At 71.1% G+C, this 17609-nt stretch carries 12 protein-coding genes; 10 read left to right on the plus strand and 2 right to left on the minus strand.

Annotation, left to right across the window (positions count from 1 at the left end):
• Nucleotides 1-91 precede the first annotated feature (91 nt).
• The 4 genes from ACQY0Z_RS24130 (at nucleotide 92) to ACQY0Z_RS24145 (ending at nucleotide 6012) form a co-directional block, all read left to right on the plus strand.
• Complete coding sequence (locus ACQY0Z_RS24130; protein WP_026243626.1) at nucleotides 92-883, plus strand: ATP-binding cassette domain-containing protein; 792 nt, start codon at nucleotides 92-94, stop codon at nucleotides 881-883.
• Nucleotides 880-2175, plus strand: a complete 1296-nt coding sequence (locus tag ACQY0Z_RS24135; protein WP_189899280.1) for a sugar ABC transporter permease — start codon at nucleotides 880-882, stop codon at nucleotides 2173-2175. The genes ACQY0Z_RS24130 and ACQY0Z_RS24135 overlap by 4 nt, the downstream gene beginning before the upstream one ends.
• Nucleotides 2176-2400: 225 nt before the next feature.
• The gene (gene dxs, locus ACQY0Z_RS24140) at nucleotides 2401-4335 is read left to right on the plus strand and encodes a 1-deoxy-D-xylulose-5-phosphate synthase (protein WP_189899278.1); all 1935 of its coding nucleotides are present in this window, start codon (nucleotides 2401-2403) and stop codon (nucleotides 4333-4335) included.
• 180 nt (nucleotides 4336-4515) lie between these two features.
• On the plus strand, nucleotides 4516-6012 hold the full coding sequence (locus ACQY0Z_RS24145; protein ID WP_254585245.1) for an amino acid permease: 1497 nt from the start codon (nucleotides 4516-4518) through the stop codon (nucleotides 6010-6012).
• A gap of 80 nt (nucleotides 6013-6092) precedes the next feature.
• On the opposite strand, the gene ACQY0Z_RS24150 is transcribed toward ACQY0Z_RS24145, so the two are convergent.
• Complete coding sequence (locus ACQY0Z_RS24150) at nucleotides 6093-6488, minus strand: NTP pyrophosphohydrolase (RefSeq protein ID WP_189899276.1); 396 nt, start codon at nucleotides 6486-6488, stop codon at nucleotides 6093-6095.
• A 102-nt stretch (nucleotides 6489-6590) separates the two neighbouring features.
• On the opposite strand from ACQY0Z_RS24150, the gene ACQY0Z_RS24155 reads away from it, so the two are divergent.
• The gene (locus ACQY0Z_RS24155; protein ID WP_189899274.1) at nucleotides 6591-7610 is read left to right on the plus strand and encodes a hypothetical protein; all 1020 of its coding nucleotides are present in this window, start codon (nucleotides 6591-6593) and stop codon (nucleotides 7608-7610) included.
• Nucleotides 7611-7661: 51 nt separating this feature from the next.
• Here the strand turns inward: ACQY0Z_RS24155 and ACQY0Z_RS24160 are convergent, their stop codons facing one another.
• Complete coding sequence (locus ACQY0Z_RS24160; RefSeq protein ID WP_189899272.1) at nucleotides 7662-8744, minus strand: LCP family protein; 1083 nt, start codon at nucleotides 8742-8744, stop codon at nucleotides 7662-7664.
• A 332-nt stretch (nucleotides 8745-9076) separates the two neighbouring features.
• Between ACQY0Z_RS24160 and ACQY0Z_RS24165 the strand changes: the two genes are divergently transcribed.
• The 5 genes from ACQY0Z_RS24165 (at nucleotide 9077) to ACQY0Z_RS24185 (ending at nucleotide 17607) form a co-directional block, all read left to right on the plus strand.
• Entirely contained in the window at nucleotides 9077-10198 is a 1122-nt protein-coding gene (locus tag ACQY0Z_RS24165) for a hypothetical protein (RefSeq protein ID WP_381731176.1), read from the plus strand.
• 371 nt (nucleotides 10199-10569) lie between these two features.
• On the plus strand, nucleotides 10570-12294 hold the full coding sequence (locus tag ACQY0Z_RS24170; RefSeq protein ID WP_189899270.1) for a stealth conserved region 3 domain-containing protein: 1725 nt from the start codon (nucleotides 10570-10572) through the stop codon (nucleotides 12292-12294).
• A complete protein-coding gene (locus tag ACQY0Z_RS24175) occupies nucleotides 12291-13238 on the plus strand; it encodes a hypothetical protein (RefSeq protein WP_347225917.1) in 948 nt (315 codons plus the stop codon). Before ACQY0Z_RS24170 ends, ACQY0Z_RS24175 begins: the two co-directional genes overlap by 4 nt.
• 9 nt (nucleotides 13239-13247) lie before the next feature.
• Nucleotides 13248-16124 (plus strand): stealth conserved region 3 domain-containing protein, encoded by a 2877-nt coding sequence (locus ACQY0Z_RS24180; RefSeq protein WP_347225918.1) that lies wholly within the window; start codon nucleotides 13248-13250, stop codon nucleotides 16122-16124.
• A 94-nt stretch (nucleotides 16125-16218) separates the two neighbouring features.
• Nucleotides 16219-17607 (plus strand): GDSL-type esterase/lipase family protein, encoded by a 1389-nt coding sequence (locus ACQY0Z_RS24185; protein WP_439812794.1) that lies wholly within the window; start codon nucleotides 16219-16221, stop codon nucleotides 17605-17607.
• Nucleotides 17608-17609: the final 2 nt, after the last annotated feature.

Here is a 17609-nt window from a genome sequence, read left to right on the forward strand (position 1 = left end):
ACACACCAGCCCCGCAAGCTACGCGGGGCGCCGGACGGAACAACCCCCCAATCCCTTGCACAACCTCCCGCCGGGTCAGGCGGCGAAGGAGATGGTTCACGTGTCCGCTACGCCCGTGCTGGCGTTGCGCGGGGTCTCCAAGCGGTTCGGTGCCGTCCAGGCGCTCACCGACGTCGAGCTTGAGGTCCACGCCGGTGAAGTGGTCGCCCTGGTGGGCGACAACGGCGCCGGAAAGTCCACGCTGGTCAAGACGATCGCCGGTGTGCATCCCATCGATGAGGGCGTCATCGAGTGGGACGGCAAGGCCGTACAGATCAACAAGCCCCACGACGCCCAGAACCTGGGCATCGCGACGGTGTACCAGGACCTCGCGCTGTGCGACAACATCGACGTCGTCGGCAACCTCTACCTGGGCCGGGAGCTGCGCAGGCGCGGCGTCCTGGACGAGGTGGAGATGGAGCGCCGCTCCCGCGAGCTCCTCGACACCCTGTCGATCCGCATCCCCAGCGTCCGCATCCCGATCGCCTCGCTGTCCGGTGGTCAGCGCCAGGTGGTCGCCATCGCCCGGTCCATGCTCGGCGAGCCCAAGCTGGTCATCCTGGACGAGCCCACCGCGGCCCTCGGCGTCGAGCAGACCGCGCAGGTCCTCGACCTGGTCGAGCGGCTGCGCGAGCGCGGCCACGCGGTCATCCTCATCAGCCACAACATGGCGGACGTGAAGGCCGTGGCGGACAAGGTCGCCGTCCTGCGCCTCGGGCGCAACAACGGCGTCTTCGAGGTCAAGTCGACCTCGCAGGAAGAAATCATCTCCGCCATCACGGGCGCCACGGACAACGCCGTGACCCGTCGTGCGGCGCGCACCAATGGGGAGATCAAGAAGTGAGCACCGAGAAGACCTCCACCCCCACCGCCGGGGAACACTCCGTGGCGAACCCCGACGCGGCCGCCAAGGCGGTCACCGCGGTCGACCCCCGGCTGCTGGTGCGCGAACAGGGCCTGCTGGGCTACTGGAACGAGTTCAAGCGGAAGATGAAGGCGGGTGACCTCGGCTCCATCCCCGTGGTGGTCGGCCTCCTGGTCATCTGGGCCATCTTCACCAGCCTGAACGGCAACTTCCTCACCGCCGGCAACTTCTCCGACATGTCCGTCGCCATGGTCGGCACCGGCATGATCGCCGTCGGCATCGTCTTCGTCCTGCTGCTCGGCGAGATCGACCTGTCGGTCGGCTCCGTCAGCGGTGTCGCGGGCGCCACGTTCGCCGTGCTGAACATCACGCACGGCATGAACGAGATACTCGCCCTCGTGCTGGCGATCCTCACCGGCACGGTCGCCGGCGCGATCCACGGCTTCATCTTCGCCCGGATCGGCGTGCCCGCCTTCGCCGTCACCCTGGCCGGCCTGCTGTTCTGGCAGGGCTTCATGCTCCAGATCCTCGGTGACAACGGCACCATCAACCTGGACTCCGAGGGCCTGGTCGTCAAGCTGACCAGCTACTACTTCAGCGACGTGGCCGCCGCGTACGGTCTGGCGCTGTTCGCGACCGTGGCGTACTTCCTCGCCTCGTTCTTCGACAACCGCCGCCGCGAGGCCGCCGGGGTGCCCTCCCGCCCGCTGAACGAGATCATCGTCCGCACGGCGCTGCTCGCGATCCTGGCCTTCGCCGTCGCGATCGTGTTCAACCAGTACAAGGGCCTGCCGCTGGCCGTGGTGATCTTCCTGGCCTTCCTGGTCCTCACGGACTTCGTGCTGCGCCGCACCTCCTACGGCCGCAAGGTGTTCGCGCTCGGCGGCAGCGTCGAGGCGTCCCGCCGCGCGGGCATCAACGTCGAGCTGATCCGGATCTCGGTCTTCGCGATCGCCGGCACGTTCGCCGCGATGGGCGGTCTGTTCGTCGCGTCGAAGATCGCCTCCGCGAACCAGGGCGCCGGTACCGGTGAGTTCCTGATGAACGTCATCGCGGCCGCGGTGATCGGTGGTACGTCGCTGTTCGGCGGTCGTGGGCGTACGTGGGACGCGCTGCTGGGTGTGATGGTGATCGTGTCCATCCAGTACGGTCTGGCGCTGGAGGGTATCGCCTCTCCGGTGCAGTACATGATCACCGGTGGTGTGCTGCTGGCGACGGTCGTCATCGACGCCGTCACCCGGAAGACGCAGAAGACGGCTGGGCGGGCCTAGCCGCCCGTCTGCGGGTGCGCTGTGGCTGTCCGCGCGGTTCCCCGCGCCCCACAGGGGTGACCTGTGCCCGGTGCCTTCTCGGTGCCGGGCACAGGTGCGTCTTACGGGGGTACCGGGCGAACGGGTGATGTACGACGCACTGCCCCGGGAACGATCGGTTGAGCGGAAGATTAGACTCGACCCGCCCGGCAACAGCTCGATCAGCTCTACTGCAAGGAGGCACGGGTGCCGCTGCTGACCCGCATCAGGGGACCGCGCGATCTGGACCGGCTCACCCTCGAGGAGCTCGACCAGCTGGCCGGGGAGATCCGGACCTTCCTCGTCGACGCGGTCTCCAAGACCGGCGGCCACCTCGGCCCCAACCTCGGTGTGGTGGAGCTCACCATCGCCCTGCACCGGGTCTTCGAGTCCCCGAAGGACAAGGTCCTCTGGGACACCGGCCACCAGTCCTACGTGCACAAGCTGCTGACCGGCCGGCAGGACTTCTCCAAGCTGAAGATGAAGGGCGGCCTGTCCGGCTACCCCTCGCAGGCGGAGTCCGAGCACGACGTCATCGAGAACAGCCACGCCTCCACGGTGCTCGGCTGGGCCGACGGCATCGCCAAGGCCAACCAGCTGATGAAGCGGGACGACAGCCACGTCGTCGCGGTCATCGGCGACGGCGCCCTCACCGGCGGCATGGCCTGGGAGGCGCTCAACAACATCGCCGACGCCAAGGACCGCCCGCTGGTCATCGTCGTCAACGACAACGAGCGCTCCTACTCGCCCACCATCGGCGGCCTGGCGAACCACCTGGCGACCCTGCGCACCACCGACGGCTACGAGCGCTTCCTGACCCGCACCAAGGACCTCCTGGAGCGCACCCCGGTCGTCGGCCAGGCCCTCTACGACACGCTGCACGGCGCGAAGAAGGGCCTGAAGGACTTCATCGCCCCGCAGGGCATGTTCGAGGACCTCGGCCTGAAGTACGTCGGCCCCATCGACGGCCACGACATCGAGGCCCTGGAGTCCGCGCTGGCCCGCGCCAAGCGGTTCAACGGCCCGGTCATCGTCCACTGCATCACCGAGAAGGGCCGCGGCTACCAGCCCGCCCTCCAGGACGAGGCCGACCGCTTCCACGCCGTCGGCAAGATCCACCCCGACACGGGCCTGCCGATCGCCACCTCCGGCGCCGACTGGACGTCCGTCTTCGGCGAGGAGATGGTCAAACTCGGCGAGGAGCGCGAGGACGTCGTCGCCATCACGGCCGCCATGCTCCAGCCGGTCGGCCTGGACAAGTTCGCCAAGCGCTTCCCCGACCGCGTCTACGACGTCGGCATCGCCGAGCAGCACGGCGCCGTCTCCGCCGCCGGCCTCGCCCACGCGGGCGTGCACCCCGTCTTCGCCGTGTACGCCACCTTCCTGAACCGCGCCTTCGACCAGGTGCTCATGGACGTCGCCCTGCACAAGTGCGGCGTGACGTTCGTGCTGGACCGGGCCGGCATCACCGGCACCGACGGCGCCTCCCACAACGGCATGTGGGACATGTCGATCCTCCAGGTCGTGCCCGGCCTCAGGCTCGCCGCCCCGCGCGACGCCGACCAGGTCCGCGCCCAGCTCCGCGAGGCCGTCGCCGTCGACGACGCGCCCACCGTGGTGCGCTTCTCCAAGGGCGCCGTCGGCCCCGCCGTGCCCGCCGTGGGCCGCGTCGGCGGCATGGACGTGCTGCGCGAGCCCGGCACCGACACCCCCGACGTGCTGCTGGTCTCCGTGGGCGCGCTCGCCCCGATGTGCCTGGAGATCGCCTCCCTGCTGGACCGGCAGGGCATCTCCACCACCGTCGTCGACCCGCGCTGGGTCAAGCCCGTCGACGAGGCCATGGCCCCGCTCGCCGCCAAGCACCGCGTCGTCGTCACCGTCGAGGACAACTCGCGCGTCGGCGGCGTCGGCTCCGCGATCGCCCAGGCGCTGCGCGACGCCGGGGTGGACATGCCGCTGCGCGACTTCGGCATCCCGCCGCGCTTCCTCGACCACGCCTCGCGCGCCGAGGTCATGGCGGAGATCGGGCTGACGGCCCCGGACGTCGCCCGCCAGGTCACCGGCCTGGTGGCCAAGCTGGACGGGAAGTACGAGCGCTCCTCCGCGGACGCCGTCGACTCGGTGGAGCCCGCCAGGGACTGACCCGCCGCCACGCGCGACACGCCGTCACGGGGCGGTCGTGCGGGCGTAGCCCGGATGGGCCGCGCGGGCCACTGTGAAGAGTGGCGCGCGCGGCCCGTTCGCGTGAGGGCGCCCGCGCCGGGGCATACGCATCACGCCCCCTCTCGATCATGTCGAGGACGACAAGCGTGGGAGGTACCCGTGACAAGCCCCCTCTTCCGGACGAAGAAGGTAGAGCAGTCCATCCGCGACACCGAGGAGCCCGAGCACGCGCTCAAGAAATCCCTGTCCGCGCTGGATCTGACCGTCTTCGGTGTCGGTGTCATCATCGGCACCGGCATCTTCGTCCTCACCGGCACCGTCGCCAAGGACAACGCCGGTCCGGCCACCGCCCTCGCGTTCGTGGTGGCCGGTGTCGTCTGCGCGCTCGCCGCGCTCTGCTATGCCGAGTTCGCCTCCACGGTCCCCGTGGCGGGCTCCGCGTACACGTTCTCGTATGCCTCCCTGGGCGAGCTGCCGGCCTGGATCATCGGCTGGGACCTGGTCCTGGAGTTCGCGCTCGGCACGGCGGTGGTGGCCGTCGGCTGGTCGGGCTACATCCAGTCGCTGATGGAGAACGCCGGGTGGGAGATGCCCGCCGCGCTCGGCAGCCGTGAGGGCTCCGACGTCTTCGGCTTCGACATCCTCGCCGCCGTCCTGGTGCTGGTCCTCACCGGCATCCTGGTCCTCGGCGTGAAGCTGTCCGCCCGGGTCACCACGCTCGTCGTCGCCATCAAGGTGACCGTCGTCCTGGTCGTCATCATCGCCGGGGCCTTCTTCATCACGGCGGACAACTACGACCCGTTCATCCCCGAGTCCGAGCCCGTACCGGCAGGCCAGAGTCTGGACTCCCCGCTCATCCAGCTCATCTTCGGCTGGGCCCCGGCCAACTTCGGCGTGATGGGCATCTTCACCGCCGCGTCGGTGGTGTTCTTCGCGTTCATCGGCTTCGACATCGTCGCCACGGCCGCCGAGGAGACCCACAACCCGCAGCGCGACATGCCGCGCGGCATCCTCGGTTCGCTGTTCATCTGCACCCTGCTGTACGTCCTGGTGTCGATCGTCGTCACCGGTATGCAGCACTACAGCGAACTCTCGGTGGACGCCCCGCTCGCGGACGCGTTCAAGGCCACCGGGCATCCCTGGTTCGCCGGCTTCATCAGCTTCGGCGCCGCCGTCGGCCTGACGACCGTCTGCATGATCCTGCTGCTCGGCCAGACCCGCGTCTTCTTCGCGATGAGCCGCGACGGGCTGCTGCCCACCTTCTTCTCCCGGGTCCACCCGCGCTTCCGCACCCCGCACCGGCCGACGATCCTGCTCGGCGTCCTCATCGCCGTGCTGGCCGGCTTCACCCCGCTGAACGAACTGGCGGCCCTGGTGAACATCGGCACGCTGTTCGCGTTCGTCATCGTCGCGATCAGCGTGATCATCCTCCGCCGTACCCGCCCCGACCTGCACCGGGCGTTCCGCACCCCGTGGGTGCCTGTGCTGCCGATCGTGTCGGTGGCCGCCTCGCTGTGGCTGATGCTCAACCTGCCGGCCGAGACGTGGGTCCGGTTCGGCATCTGGATGGCGATCGGCATCGTCGTGTACTTCCTGTACAGCCGGACGCACAGCCGGATGGCGAAGGAGGAGAACACCACGTCACCGGCGGCCTGACCGCCCGACGGTTCCGCGGCCCCATGCTCTCGGCCCGACCGGGGGTGCGGGGCCGTTCCGTGCTGTGCCGTGACCGGGGCTCAGTCGGTCCCGTCCCGGCGCGGGGCGGGACGTACCGTACGCGGCCCGGCGACGTCGGCGCCCAGCTCCTCCACCCGGCGGCGCAGCTCGCGGTCGGCGGTGACGACCAGCACCGGACGGTCGCCGGCCTCCGCCACCAGGTCGACGATGTGGTCGTCCCCGCTGCCGGGCGCGGCCGCCACCCGGACGCCCGGGACCGGCTCCACACCCCGGGCCGCGCCCTCCACCACCAGCACGATGTCCACGGGCCCCTCGTGCCCGGGCACGCCCTGGGCCGCGAGATGGTCCCGCAGCCGCTCGGCGGCGCCCCGGCGGTCCCGCCACCACCCGTCGGGCACCGACCCCACGACGTTCGCGGCGTCGACGATCACGAGCAGGGAACCGGCGTCTTCCATACGGTCAGGGTCCCACGCAAGCCCGGGCAATACCCCCGCGGGGGAGGCCGTACGGCGGGATCCCGCGTCCACGGCACGCACCGCAGTGCGTAAGGTGAACAGGTGAACGGCGACTGGCTTCTCCGCGGCCGCGACGGCCGCCTCACCGTCTATATGAAATCGGACGACGCCGTCCTGTGCCGCGCGGAAACAGCACCCGGCGGCCCCTGGGAGCCCTTCCGCCGGGCCGGCGGCGACCTGGGGCTCCAGCAGGGACCCGCGGCCGTGGGACAGGGCGCGGACGGGTACGCCCATCTGGCCGCGTGGCGGCAGGCGGGGCCGGGGGAGTCCCGGCTGGTGCACTGCACGCACTTCCGCCCGCTGCTCGCCCCGCTGGACTGGTCCCCGGTGGGCCACCCCAACGGCAAGGGCGACCGCACGGGCACGCCCGCGGTGGCCGTGGACGACCGCAGGCGGGCGTACGTCTTCGTGCGCAACGCGGGTGGCGGGGTCAGCCTGCTGGTGCAGAAGGAGCGGGGCGGCTGGTACCCGTGGCGGGACCTCAAGGGCTCCGGCGTCCAGGACCAACTCGCCGCCGCGAGCCGGGAGTCGGGCCTGGTCGAGGTCTACGCGTCCACGCCGGAGCGAATACTCCACTGGCGTCAGGAGGAGCCCGGCAGGACGCCCACGCGGGACGAGACCGCCGACGTGGCCGCCCTCCCCGGCACCCTGCGCGCCCTGCGCACCTCCGCCGAGCGGACCACCCTCTTCTTCACCGGCCAGGACGGCGAGTTGTGGTCCTGGCGCCCCGGCAACAAGCCGGTGCCGCTGCTCCGGGCGGCGGGCCCCGGCCCGGTCGCGGCGGTGCGCTGCGCGATAGACGGCCACGACTGCACGGTGCTGGCGCAGCGCGCGGCGAGCGGCCGGGTGGCGTTCGCGGCGTACCCCACGGAGCAGGAACAGGCGGGCGCCTGGTGGACCGAGTCCGGCCCGCCCCTCCCGCCCACGGCGGCGCTCGCCCTGGCGGTCGACGCCCAGGGCACCCTGGTCGCCGCGACCCTCGACCCGACGACGTCGACGCTCCGCGTCACGCGGCGGAAGGAGGAGGCGGGGCTGGCGTTGGAGGGGTGGCGGGAGGTCTGAGATCCCGCCGGGAGACGCCGGTCGCGGCGTCTCCCGACCCGGGCCGTCAGGTCAGGAACCGCCCCCGGTGGCCGGGGACTTCTTCGCCGACTCCGGGATCTCCTGGTCGCTGCGGATGGCCTTCCAGAGCGTGGACGCCTGCGGTTCGGCGGCCACGACCCGGTTGGGGTCCTGCTTGTCGTACGCCACCGGCAGCATGATCGTCTCCATGGAGCCCGGGTCGACCCCGTTCATGCTGCGCCCGAAGTCGGCGAGCGCGGTGAGGGAGGCGAGCTCGGAGTCGGTGGTCAGCGCCGCGGTCAGGGTGTCCGCGATCTTGTAGGTCTTGGTGGGGCTGCCCAGCAGGTCCTGCTTCTTGATCTCGCCGAGCAGGGCGATCATGAACTCCTGCTGGAGACCGATGCGGCCGAGGTCGCTGCCGTCGCCGATGCCGTGCCGGGTGCGGACGAACTGCAGGGACTCGGTGCCGTCGAGGCGGTGGGTTCCGGCGGTCAGGTCGAGGCCGCTGGACTTGTCGTGGATGTCCTGGTCGACGGTGACCTCGACGCCGCCGATGGCGTCCACGAGGTCCTTGAAGCCGGCGAAGTCGATCTCGACGTAGTGGTCCATGCGGACGCCGGACATCTTCTCCACGGTCTTGACCACACAGGCCGGACCGGCCTGCGAGTAGATGGAGTTGAACATCACGCGCTCGGCCCCGGCCACCGTGGAGCCGTTCGCGTCCTTGCACTCGGGCCGGGTCACCAGGGTGTCGCGCGGGATGCTGACGGCGACGGCCTGGGTGCGGCCCTCGGGTATGTGCATCACGAGCGCCGTGTCCGAGCGGGCGCCGGCGATCTTGCCGGTGTTCAGTTCCGCGTTGTCGCCGGCGCGGGAGTCGGAGCCGAGGATCAAGATGTTCTGGCCGGAGGTGGGCAGCTTCTCGGGGCGGTCGTCACCGATCGCCTCGTTGATGTCGACGCCGTTGATGTTGCCGTCGAGATCGCTCCAGAGCCAGTACGCGGCGCCGGCGCCCGCGACGAGGAGTACGGCCAGCGTCAGCAGGATCCACCGGCCGGTGCGCCGCCGGCGGGGCGCCTCCTGCCCGCGCCGGCGGCGCGACGTGCTGGGGGTGTCGGTGGCTGGGGTCGTCATCCGATGGGTGTCCTCGTCTGTGCGCGGCGCATGGTGCCGGTGCGTGTGATGCCGGAACTGCGGGTACGCGGCCCGGCGGTGGTGCCGGGCGCGGGATGCCCGGCACGCGGCTGCTCGGGCGAACGGACAGACCCACGACCCCGCCCCGGCGTTGTACGACAGTGATCCACATCACGAACGTCGTCTGCGGCGGGGGAGGGGCGGGCGAGCGGCTCTCGTCCGTCACGGACCGGCGCGATCGCTGGGTGTCCGATACATGTATGCAGTGTGCATATCATGTGTGCGTTCCAGGTCCCGTGTCCATATCGGGTGAACGTTCCAGGGAGTCCGGCATGGCGATACGGGATCGGTCCGCGCGCACCCCGCGCCGCGGCCGCGCCGGCGGAGCCGCTTCCATACCCGCGCGCCCGCCGGTGACCGGCACGGCGACCGGCTCCTGGCTGCTCCGCGGCAAGGACGGCCGGCTCACGGCCTACGTCCCCTGCGAGGGCGGACTGCTGCGCTGGACCGAAAACCGGCCCGGCGGGCCCGACTGGTCGGAACCCGCCTTCTTCCCCGTCGACGACCTCACCCACCTGACCGTGGCCCAGGGCGCCGACGCCTATGTGCACTTCCTGGGCCGCCGCGAGCGGCGAGCCGACGGCGGTGCCGAGGTCGACCTGGTGCACGCCGTGCAGTACCAGACCGGACGGCCCCTCACGGAGTGGCGCTCCCTGGGCAATCCGCACCGCGCGCCCGAGAAGGCGGCGCTGCTCGGGGCGCCGGCCGCGGCGGTCACCCCGTCCGGCGACGTCCACGTCTTCGCACGGAACGCGGGCGGCGGGCTCATGATGCGCAGGGAGGGGCGGGGCGGCCGATGGGAGCCCTGGGCCGATCTGCGGGGGGCCGGTCTGCGGGACGGGGTGACGGCGACCGCCGCGGCCGGGCGGGTCGAGGTGTTCGCCCCGGCGGGCGGCGTCACGCTGACCTGGAGTCAGCCGGAGCCCGGCGCCGTGCCGCGGCGGTTCCCCGACGTACGGCCCGGTGCGTTGCCGGGATCGGCCGCCGCCCTGGAGACCGCGTCCGGCCGGCTCACCTGGTTCTGGACCGACCCGGCCGGCGCAGGTCTGGTCTGTCTGCGGCCCGGCTCGTGGGCCGTCCCGCTGAGCGGCACCCCCGCGGACGGGGCCAATGTGCTGCTGCGTCAGGTCCTCGACGGGTACGACTGCACGGTCATCGCCCACCGGGGTCGCGCCGGTACGGTGCTTGTCGGCGTCTGCGGGACGGAGGCCGAGGCGTCAGGTCTCTGGTGGGGGGACACCGGGCGGGCCTGTCTGGGCGACCCGGCCCTGGCGCACGACGCCCAGGGCAGGGTCGTGCTCGCCGTCGTCGGCTCCGGCGGGGAACTGTGGGTGACGAGGCAGGGCGACGGTCCGGGGCTGACGTTCACGGACTGGCTGCGGATGCCGTCGTGACGCTCGCACGCGGATACGGCGACAGCCGAAAAGGTTGTACCGATGTGGCATGTCTGACAGATCGCCGACAACGGCGATCTTCGGTGGACATGAAGTGCTTGTAATGTAAACATTCCGCCAGGTCGGTGAGTAGTGTGTGACAACTGGTGGTGCTGACGGTGAACAGGCCGGTTCCAACCGGTCCCCGTACACGGCACGCCGCAGGTGCGCACGCCGACCAGGGTGGGGTCATTTTCCGGAGCGACGAGCTCCGGCCTTGATGTGAATGGTGCGGAAGTCTGGTGAGCCTCAACAACCCCGAGGCGAGCGCGCTCGTGTCGACATATCGATCTTTGGTGCCTGCAGGGGCGAGGCGCCGGATCGTCCGTCGGGTGCCGGGGCCGGTACGCAACTCGGTGAAGCGCTCGCTCGCGTCCGCCGACGCCGTGCGTTCGGCCGTGGTCGTCCGAGCTCTGGGCGGCACCCGTAAGGCGGGCAAGCAGGACGAACCGTGCGTGCGGGTCGTCCGCCTGGAAGGGCGGCACCTGCGCGCCGTGGAGGTGCCCGGCGCCACTGCCTGGGCCGCCCGCGCCCGCAATCTGCACATCCTCGTCGCCCTCCTGGAGGAAGCCGGGATCGACTACTTCTGCGTGCGGGGCAACGGGTCCCGGACGCCGTGCGTGGCCGTGCCCGGGCGGTGGCGCGCCGACGTCGAGGAACTGCTGCGTGTCACCTGCGCCGAGCACCCCGGCTACGTGAGCCAGGCGTCCCAGGGGCAGCCGCGGCCCGCCTCCGCGCAGGGCTCCTGGCGCGCCCTGCGCGGGCAGCGCGTGCTGCGCATGACCTGGGTGGTCTGCGACCCGACCGGGAACCTGGTCTTCGGCCCCGACCAGGGGTGCGACATCGAGTTCTGGGCGGAGCAGGACGGCCGGCTGGTCGCCCCCCGCCCCAACAAGGTGGTGACCGAGGTCCCGGTGGACGCGGGGCGGTGCTGGGCGGAGCAGAACCGATTCAGCGTCATTCCCGCCGTCTACAACACCGGCCACGCCCGCACCCTGCCCGAATTCGCGGCCACGCTTCCCGACGACCACGCCTTCCCGATCGACGTCGTCTACACCTGGGTCGACGACTCCGACCCGCGCTGGCGGGCGAGCCGGGACGCCGCACGTGCGCGGCTCACCGGCATCCCCGGCGGCGGCCTGCACGACCTGGCGGCCAACGACTCGCGCTACACCAGCCGTGACGAGCTGCGGTACTCCCTGCGCTCGATCCACCAGTACGCCCCGTGGGTGCGGAACATCTTCCTGGTCACCGCCGGGCAGGTGCCGTCCTGGCTGAGCACCGAGTTCCCGGGCCTGCGGGTGGTGGACCACCGCGAGATCTTCTCGGACCCGAGCGCGCTGCCGACGTTCAACTCGCACGCGATCGAGAGCCAGCTGCACCACATCCCCGAACTCGCCGAGCACTTCCTCTACCTGAACGACGACGTGTTCTTCGGCCGTCCCGCCCACCCCGGCCAGTTCTTCCACGCCAACGGCCTGACCAAGTTCTTCCCGTCCAAGGCGCTCATCCCGTCCGGACGCGCCCGCACCGGGGACCTGCCGGTCGACGCGGCGGGGAAGAACAGCCGAGGCCTGGTCGCCCAGCAGTTCGGCACCGTCATCTCCCAGAAGATGAAGCACACCCCCCACGCCCTGCGGCGCAGCGTGCTCGCCGAGATCGAGCAGGTCTACGCCAAGGCGCACCGGGTGACGCAGCATTCCCGGTTCCGCTCGCCGCACGACGTCCCGATCGCGTCGTCACTGCACCACTACTACGCCTACCACTCGGCCCGCGCCACGGTCGGCGACATCCGCTACGTCTACGTCGACCTGGCCGCCGACACGGCCCAGCGCCGGCTCGACAACCTCCTCGCCCGGCGCAACTTCGACACCTTCTGCATGAACGACACGGTCCCCGCCGCCGACAAGGCGGCGCAGTCCCGGATGGTGGCGGAGTTCCTGGACGCCTACTTCCCCGTGCCGAGCCCGTTCGAGGCGGTTACCGGTACACCCGCACCGCACCGGCTCGCACCGCAGGCCGAGCGCATGGCGGAACTGGGGTACTCCGGCCGATGAGTCCTCGCCCCAAGTCCGCCGTGGCCCGTCCGGGCCGCGCCGCCCGCGCCCGGGCCGCCGCACTGCGCAACCAGCTCCTGCAGAGCGTCTTCCTGCCCCTTCGACAGGACCGGACCGCCCAGCTCCGGTACGCCGCCATCCTCGACGGCCACACCGTCAATCTGCACGCCCGGCTGCCCGAGTCGGCCGGCTTGCCCGAGAGCGCCGAGGTCGTCCTCAGCCGCGGCAGGCACACCTTCACCGCGGAGGCCCGCGTGTACGAAGGGCCGGACGGTGAGGCCCTGGTGGACGCCGTCGTCCTGCTCGGCGCCGAGGTCGGCGGAGCGCCCACGGAACCCGGCCGCTGGCGGCTGCGGCTGCGCCTGCGCTCCGGGCGCCGCACCCGCGTCGTGCCCCTGCTGCTGGTCACCCCTCCGGTGCCGTACAGCGGACCCACCAAGCCCATGACGGCCTCCTCGGTCACGGGAGAACGGCACCGGCTAGGACGCTCCTTCCGGGGAAGCGCCCGCGTCGTCAGCACCGGGGCGCGCCCCTCGGCGGAAGTGCTCAAGGTGCACCTCACCCATGCCGGCGTCACCGTCGACTTCCGGCTCCTGGGCATCCGGGCCGAGCAGCCGTGGGCCGAGTTCGTCGCCTCCGGACGCCGGCTCGAGCAGCCAGTCACCTGCCCGGCCCCCGGCGTCCTCCGCGTCGACGTGCCGCTGGACCGGATGCCGCCCCGCGGAAACCGGCCCGACCACTGGGACGTCGTCCTGTGCGGCGCCGACGGACGGCGGCTCCGGCTCGGACGCCGGCTGCACGACGTCCGCAACCCCCTGCGTGTCTTCGCCATGCGCAGTCTCGCGATCACCCCGCCGGGCCACCCGCCGATGATCGTCCAACCCCGTTACACCCCAGCAGGCAATCTCCGGGTCACCTGCACGCGTATGCCCGAGGCAGGCTGACACCCACCGATGAAGATCACCTACTTGCTGACCACCGCCGACGCGGTGGGCGGCACCGAACGCGCCGTGTTCAACCAGGCGTCGGAGCTCGCCGGACGGCACGACGTCCGGGTCCTCAGCGTCTTCAAGAGCAGACGTGAGCAGTTCTTCACTCCGCACGAACGGGTGCGGCTCGGCTACCTCGTCGACCTCACGTCCGGCACCCCGCGCCCGTTCCGAACCACCGGTATGGACGAGAGCGTACGGGCTGAACTGGCCACGCAGCCCAGCCGGATCGTCGACCGCTCCTGGGAGGCGGCCTTCAGCAGGCTCTCAGACCTCGAACTCGAACTCGCCCTCCAGGCCACCGACACGGACGTCCTGGTCACCACGACCCCGGCCCTGATGGCACTCGCCGTGGAACTGGCGCCGGCACACGTCATCACGGTCCACCAGGAACACCGGGTTTCCGAACTGCGCGGCACCAGCGGCGAGCCGCTGCGCCGGTACACGCCCCGGCTGGACGCGCTCGCCGTCCTCAGCGAACGCACCAGGGACTGGTTCGCCGAGACCCTCGCCGGCGCCGCGCCCCGCCTGGAGGTCGTGCCCAACGCTCTGCCGGGAGGTTTCCGGCCGCGCTCCACCCTGCAGACCCGCACCGTGGTGATCGCCGGCCGCCTGGTCGCGGAGAAGCAGATCGACCACGCCGTGACCGCCTGGGCCACCGTGGCCCGCGAACACCCCGACTGGCAGCTGCGCATCTTCGGCGACGGACCGCTCAGCGGGGCCCTGCGCCGGCAGATCGACACGCTCGGGCTGCACGACTGCGTCCAGCTCAACGGCAACTCCCAGTACCTGGCGGAGGAGTGGGCGAAGGCCAGCATCGCCACCCTCACCTCCCGCAACGAGGCGTTCGGCCTGGTCCTGGCCGAGGCACAGGCGGCCGGAGTCCCGGTCGTCTCCTACGACTCGCCCAACGGCCCCCGCGAGGTGGTCATCGACGGGCAGACCGGCATCCTCGTGCCGCCCGGCGACACCGACGCACTCGCCTCGGCCCTGATGCTGCTCATCCGGGACACGGAACTGCGCGGACGGATGGGGGCCGCGGCCCTCGCCGCGGCCAACCGCTTCTCTCCCGCGGTGGTGACCGCCACCTGGGAACGCCTGTTCCACGAGCTGGTGGCGGAGCGCGACAGTGGCCGTCGCGCAGTCGTCAAGGCCGAACGGCAGGCCGTGCACGACGTCCGCAGCGGCCCCGACGGCACTGTCTCCGCGGCTGCCGCGGCCCCCGCCAGCACGGTGCGCACCTCTGACCAGCGCGCCCTGGAAGCACGCCTGCTCAAGCGGAGCGGACTGGTGAGCGACGGCGGGCAGATCTGCCGGCTGTTGGAGTGGGAATCCCCCTGGGACGCCGTTCAGCAGAACCTGGCGCTGGCGGCCGATGTGCTCGAGGGCGCCGACATCCCCTACTTCGTGGTCCGCGACCATCTGGTGCGGCACACCGTCGCGGTGCACGCGATGTACCGCGAGGCGGTTTTCAAGGCCCTCGCCGACCGGTACGCGCAGGAGGCGGTGTACGCCGCCGTCCTCAACGAGGGACAGAACACCGTGGCCACCGTCCTCGCCGGTCACGTGGCGGCGTACACCGACATGCCCTCGTCGGGCGTCCGGGTGTACCGAAACCTCGTGTCGCCCTCCCGAACCCTGCGCCTGGGCGCCGTCTACGGCTGCACCATCTCGTTCTGGGACACCGACCCCGACGACGAGAGCGGCTCGCACCTCAAGGCGCCGGCGCGCACCCTCATCGGCGACCGGGTGCCCAACTCAGCGCTGCGGCGCAGCGCCTGCACTCTGGGCGGCCGCACGTACCCGACGATCGAGGCCTTCCGCCGTGTGCTCCACGGTGACATCGGGTTCCCCGTGGACGCCGTCTACACCTGGGTGAACGGCGCAGACCTCGCCTGGCTCGAGCGCAAGAACGCCGTCCTGGCCGCGATGGGGATGGAGACGGAGGACGCCGCCACCAGCGCCGCGCGCTTCCGGGACCGCGACGAACTGCGGTACTCCCTGCGGTCCATCGACATGTACGCCCCCTGGATCCGCAACATTTACCTCGTCACCGACCAGCAGGTACCCGAGTGGCTCGACCTCTCCCACCCGCGTGTGCGGGTCGTCGACCACACCGAGATCTTCGGTGACCGCGGCGCCCTGCCCACGTACAACTCGCACGCCATCGAGAGCCGGCTGCACCACATCGAGGGCCTGGCCGAGCACTTCCTGTACTTCAACGACGACGTCTTCCTGGGGCGCACGCTGCAGCCCGACATGTTCTTCCTGGGCAACGGGCAGGCGAAGTACTTCATGTCGCCCACCTCCGTGCCGATGGCCCCGGCGTCGCGCGACGACGAGTTCAACATCAGTGCCGCCAAGAACAACAGGGCCCTCGTCGAGCAGTCCTTCGGGCAGACCCTGGTCCACTCCTTCCTGCACGCGCCGCACCCGTTGCGGCGCAGCGTCCTCGCCGACATCGAGGAGCACTACCGGCACGCCGTGGCCACCACCGCGGCCAACCGGCTGCGCGACCACAGCGACGTGTCGGTCGCCTCCTCCCTGCACCACTACGTCGGCTTCCACACCCTGCGCAGCGTCCCCGGCAGCATCTCCTGCGGCTTCGTCAACGTCGGCCTGAGCGAGCACGCCCCACGGCTCAACCGGATCCTGTCCGTGCGCCCGCACGACGTGTTCTGCCTGAACGACTACCACGACGGCGACGTGCCGGAGGAGGAGCAGGACGCCGTTCTCGCGGCCTTCCTGCCCAGCTACTTCCCTGTGCCCAGCCAGTTCGAGACAGGATCCCGGCGCAACCAGTTCGCCCTCGAGGGCCGCCTCGGGGACTGGCCGCTGTGAGGCCCGCCGTCCGGCTCCGGCTCCACGGACGTCCGCCCCTGCGAGACACGGTGATCCCGTACGTCACGGCGTGACGGGACGATGTGAGGAACACATGAACAAGATCTGCGTCATCGGGAACTCCGTGGCTGCCCCGCGGACCGCCGAGGAAGCACCGCTCGCGGGCTGGGGCCAGTACCTCGGCGGCTTCCTGGGCCCCCGGTACGAAGTGCGCAACTACGCCCGCGACGCCATGACCCTGCGTCGCTACTTCACCGGGCGGTTCGCCACACTCCTCACCGCTCTCGCCCCCGGCGACATGGTGTTCCTCGCCTTCGGCGACGTCGAACAACGCATCAACCAGCTCAACCGCCATCACGGACCGCGCGAGTACAAGGAGTACCTGCGTCTGTACGCCGAGGCCATCCGTGGCGAGGGGGCGATTCCCGTCCTGCTCACACCAGCGGCACGCTGCGCGTTCGACGAGGCCGGGAACGTCGTGAACACCCACGACGAGTACCCCGACCTCACGCGTGAGGCCGCGGCGGAGACGGGCAGCCCGCTGATCGACATGACCGCCCTCACCACGAACATGCTTGCCGAACTGGGGCCCACACGGGCGCGCCGGCTCTACCGGTGGCTGGACCCCGGGGAGCATCCGAACCACCCCTACGGCATCATCGACGCCAGCCACTTCAACGACGTCGGAGCGCGCGAGGTGGCGCGGCGCGTGGCCATCAGCACGCTCGACACGGCCGGGCTGCCGCAGAACATGGTCGACCCCCAGACCCTCGCCGCCGGCACGATTCCCCCGGTGCTGGCCGAGTTCACCGTGAGCCGCCCGGAGCTGGCCCTCACCATGGCTCCGAGTGTGCCCGAGGGACCAGTCGTCGTCTCACCCGCGCCCGGGGAAGTCGTGGGCGCGGCACGGAAGCTGACGGGCAAGGCGCCTGCGGGAACCGGTTACGTCCTCTTCTACGAACAGGGCCGGTACCTCGGCGGCACCACCGTCTCCCCCTCCGGGACCTGGCAGTGGCGCCGCGTCGTCAACTGGCCGGCGGGACCGCACACCGTCGACGTGCTCGGCGTCACCGGCAACGCCGTGTCACCGACGGCCGTCGCCGAATTCCACGTCCTGGACCGGCTGGATCCCCCGGTGGTCACCGGGCCCCGGCCCGACGGCTGGTGCGGCCCGCGGCCCCGTTTCTCGGGCACGGCGGCCCGCGGCACGCAGAAGGTGATGATGCTGGAACAGGGCAGGCTCATCGCCGAGGCCCCCGTGCAGGAGGACGGGACCTGGCGGGTGACCCATGCGCACGACTGGCGGCCCGGCACCTACGAGGTGCAGTTCGTGTCGGTGTTCAGCGCCATCCGTTCGCCGGCCGTCTCCCACCCGCTGCGGGTGCACGGCATCCCCGAGGACAGCTGGCTGAACACGTCGTTGTCCTCCCGGGAGCCCTGCTCGGGTTCGTGCGAGCACTACCCGGCGATGCCCGAGTGGTGACC

The sequence above is a fragment of the Streptomyces sp. P9-2 genome (genome assembly GCF_051903975.1).
Classification (GTDB): domain Bacteria; phylum Actinomycetota; class Actinomycetes; order Streptomycetales; family Streptomycetaceae; genus Streptomyces; species Streptomyces cellulosae.

Excerpts from the sequence above, each read along its gene's own strand:
- ACQY0Z_RS24185 (WP_439812794.1), top strand. The coding sequence starts at position 16,219 with ATGAACAAGATCTGCGTCATCGGGAACTCCGTGGCTGCCCCGCGGACC.
- ACQY0Z_RS24160 (WP_189899272.1), bottom strand. The coding sequence starts at position 8,744 with ATGACGACCCCAGCCACCGACACCCCCAGCACGTCGCGCCGCCGGCGC.
- ACQY0Z_RS24130 (WP_026243626.1), top strand. The coding sequence starts at position 92 with ATGGTTCACGTGTCCGCTACGCCCGTGCTGGCGTTGCGCGGGGTCTCC.
- ACQY0Z_RS24180 (WP_347225918.1), top strand. The coding sequence starts at position 13,248 with ATGAAGATCACCTACTTGCTGACCACCGCCGACGCGGTGGGCGGCACC.
- ACQY0Z_RS24165 (WP_381731176.1), top strand. The coding sequence starts at position 9,077 with ATGGCGATACGGGATCGGTCCGCGCGCACCCCGCGCCGCGGCCGCGCC.
- ACQY0Z_RS24175 (WP_347225917.1), top strand. The coding sequence starts at position 12,291 with ATGAGTCCTCGCCCCAAGTCCGCCGTGGCCCGTCCGGGCCGCGCCGCC.
- ACQY0Z_RS24150 (WP_189899276.1), bottom strand. The coding sequence starts at position 6,488 with ATGGAAGACGCCGGTTCCCTGCTCGTGATCGTCGACGCCGCGAACGTC.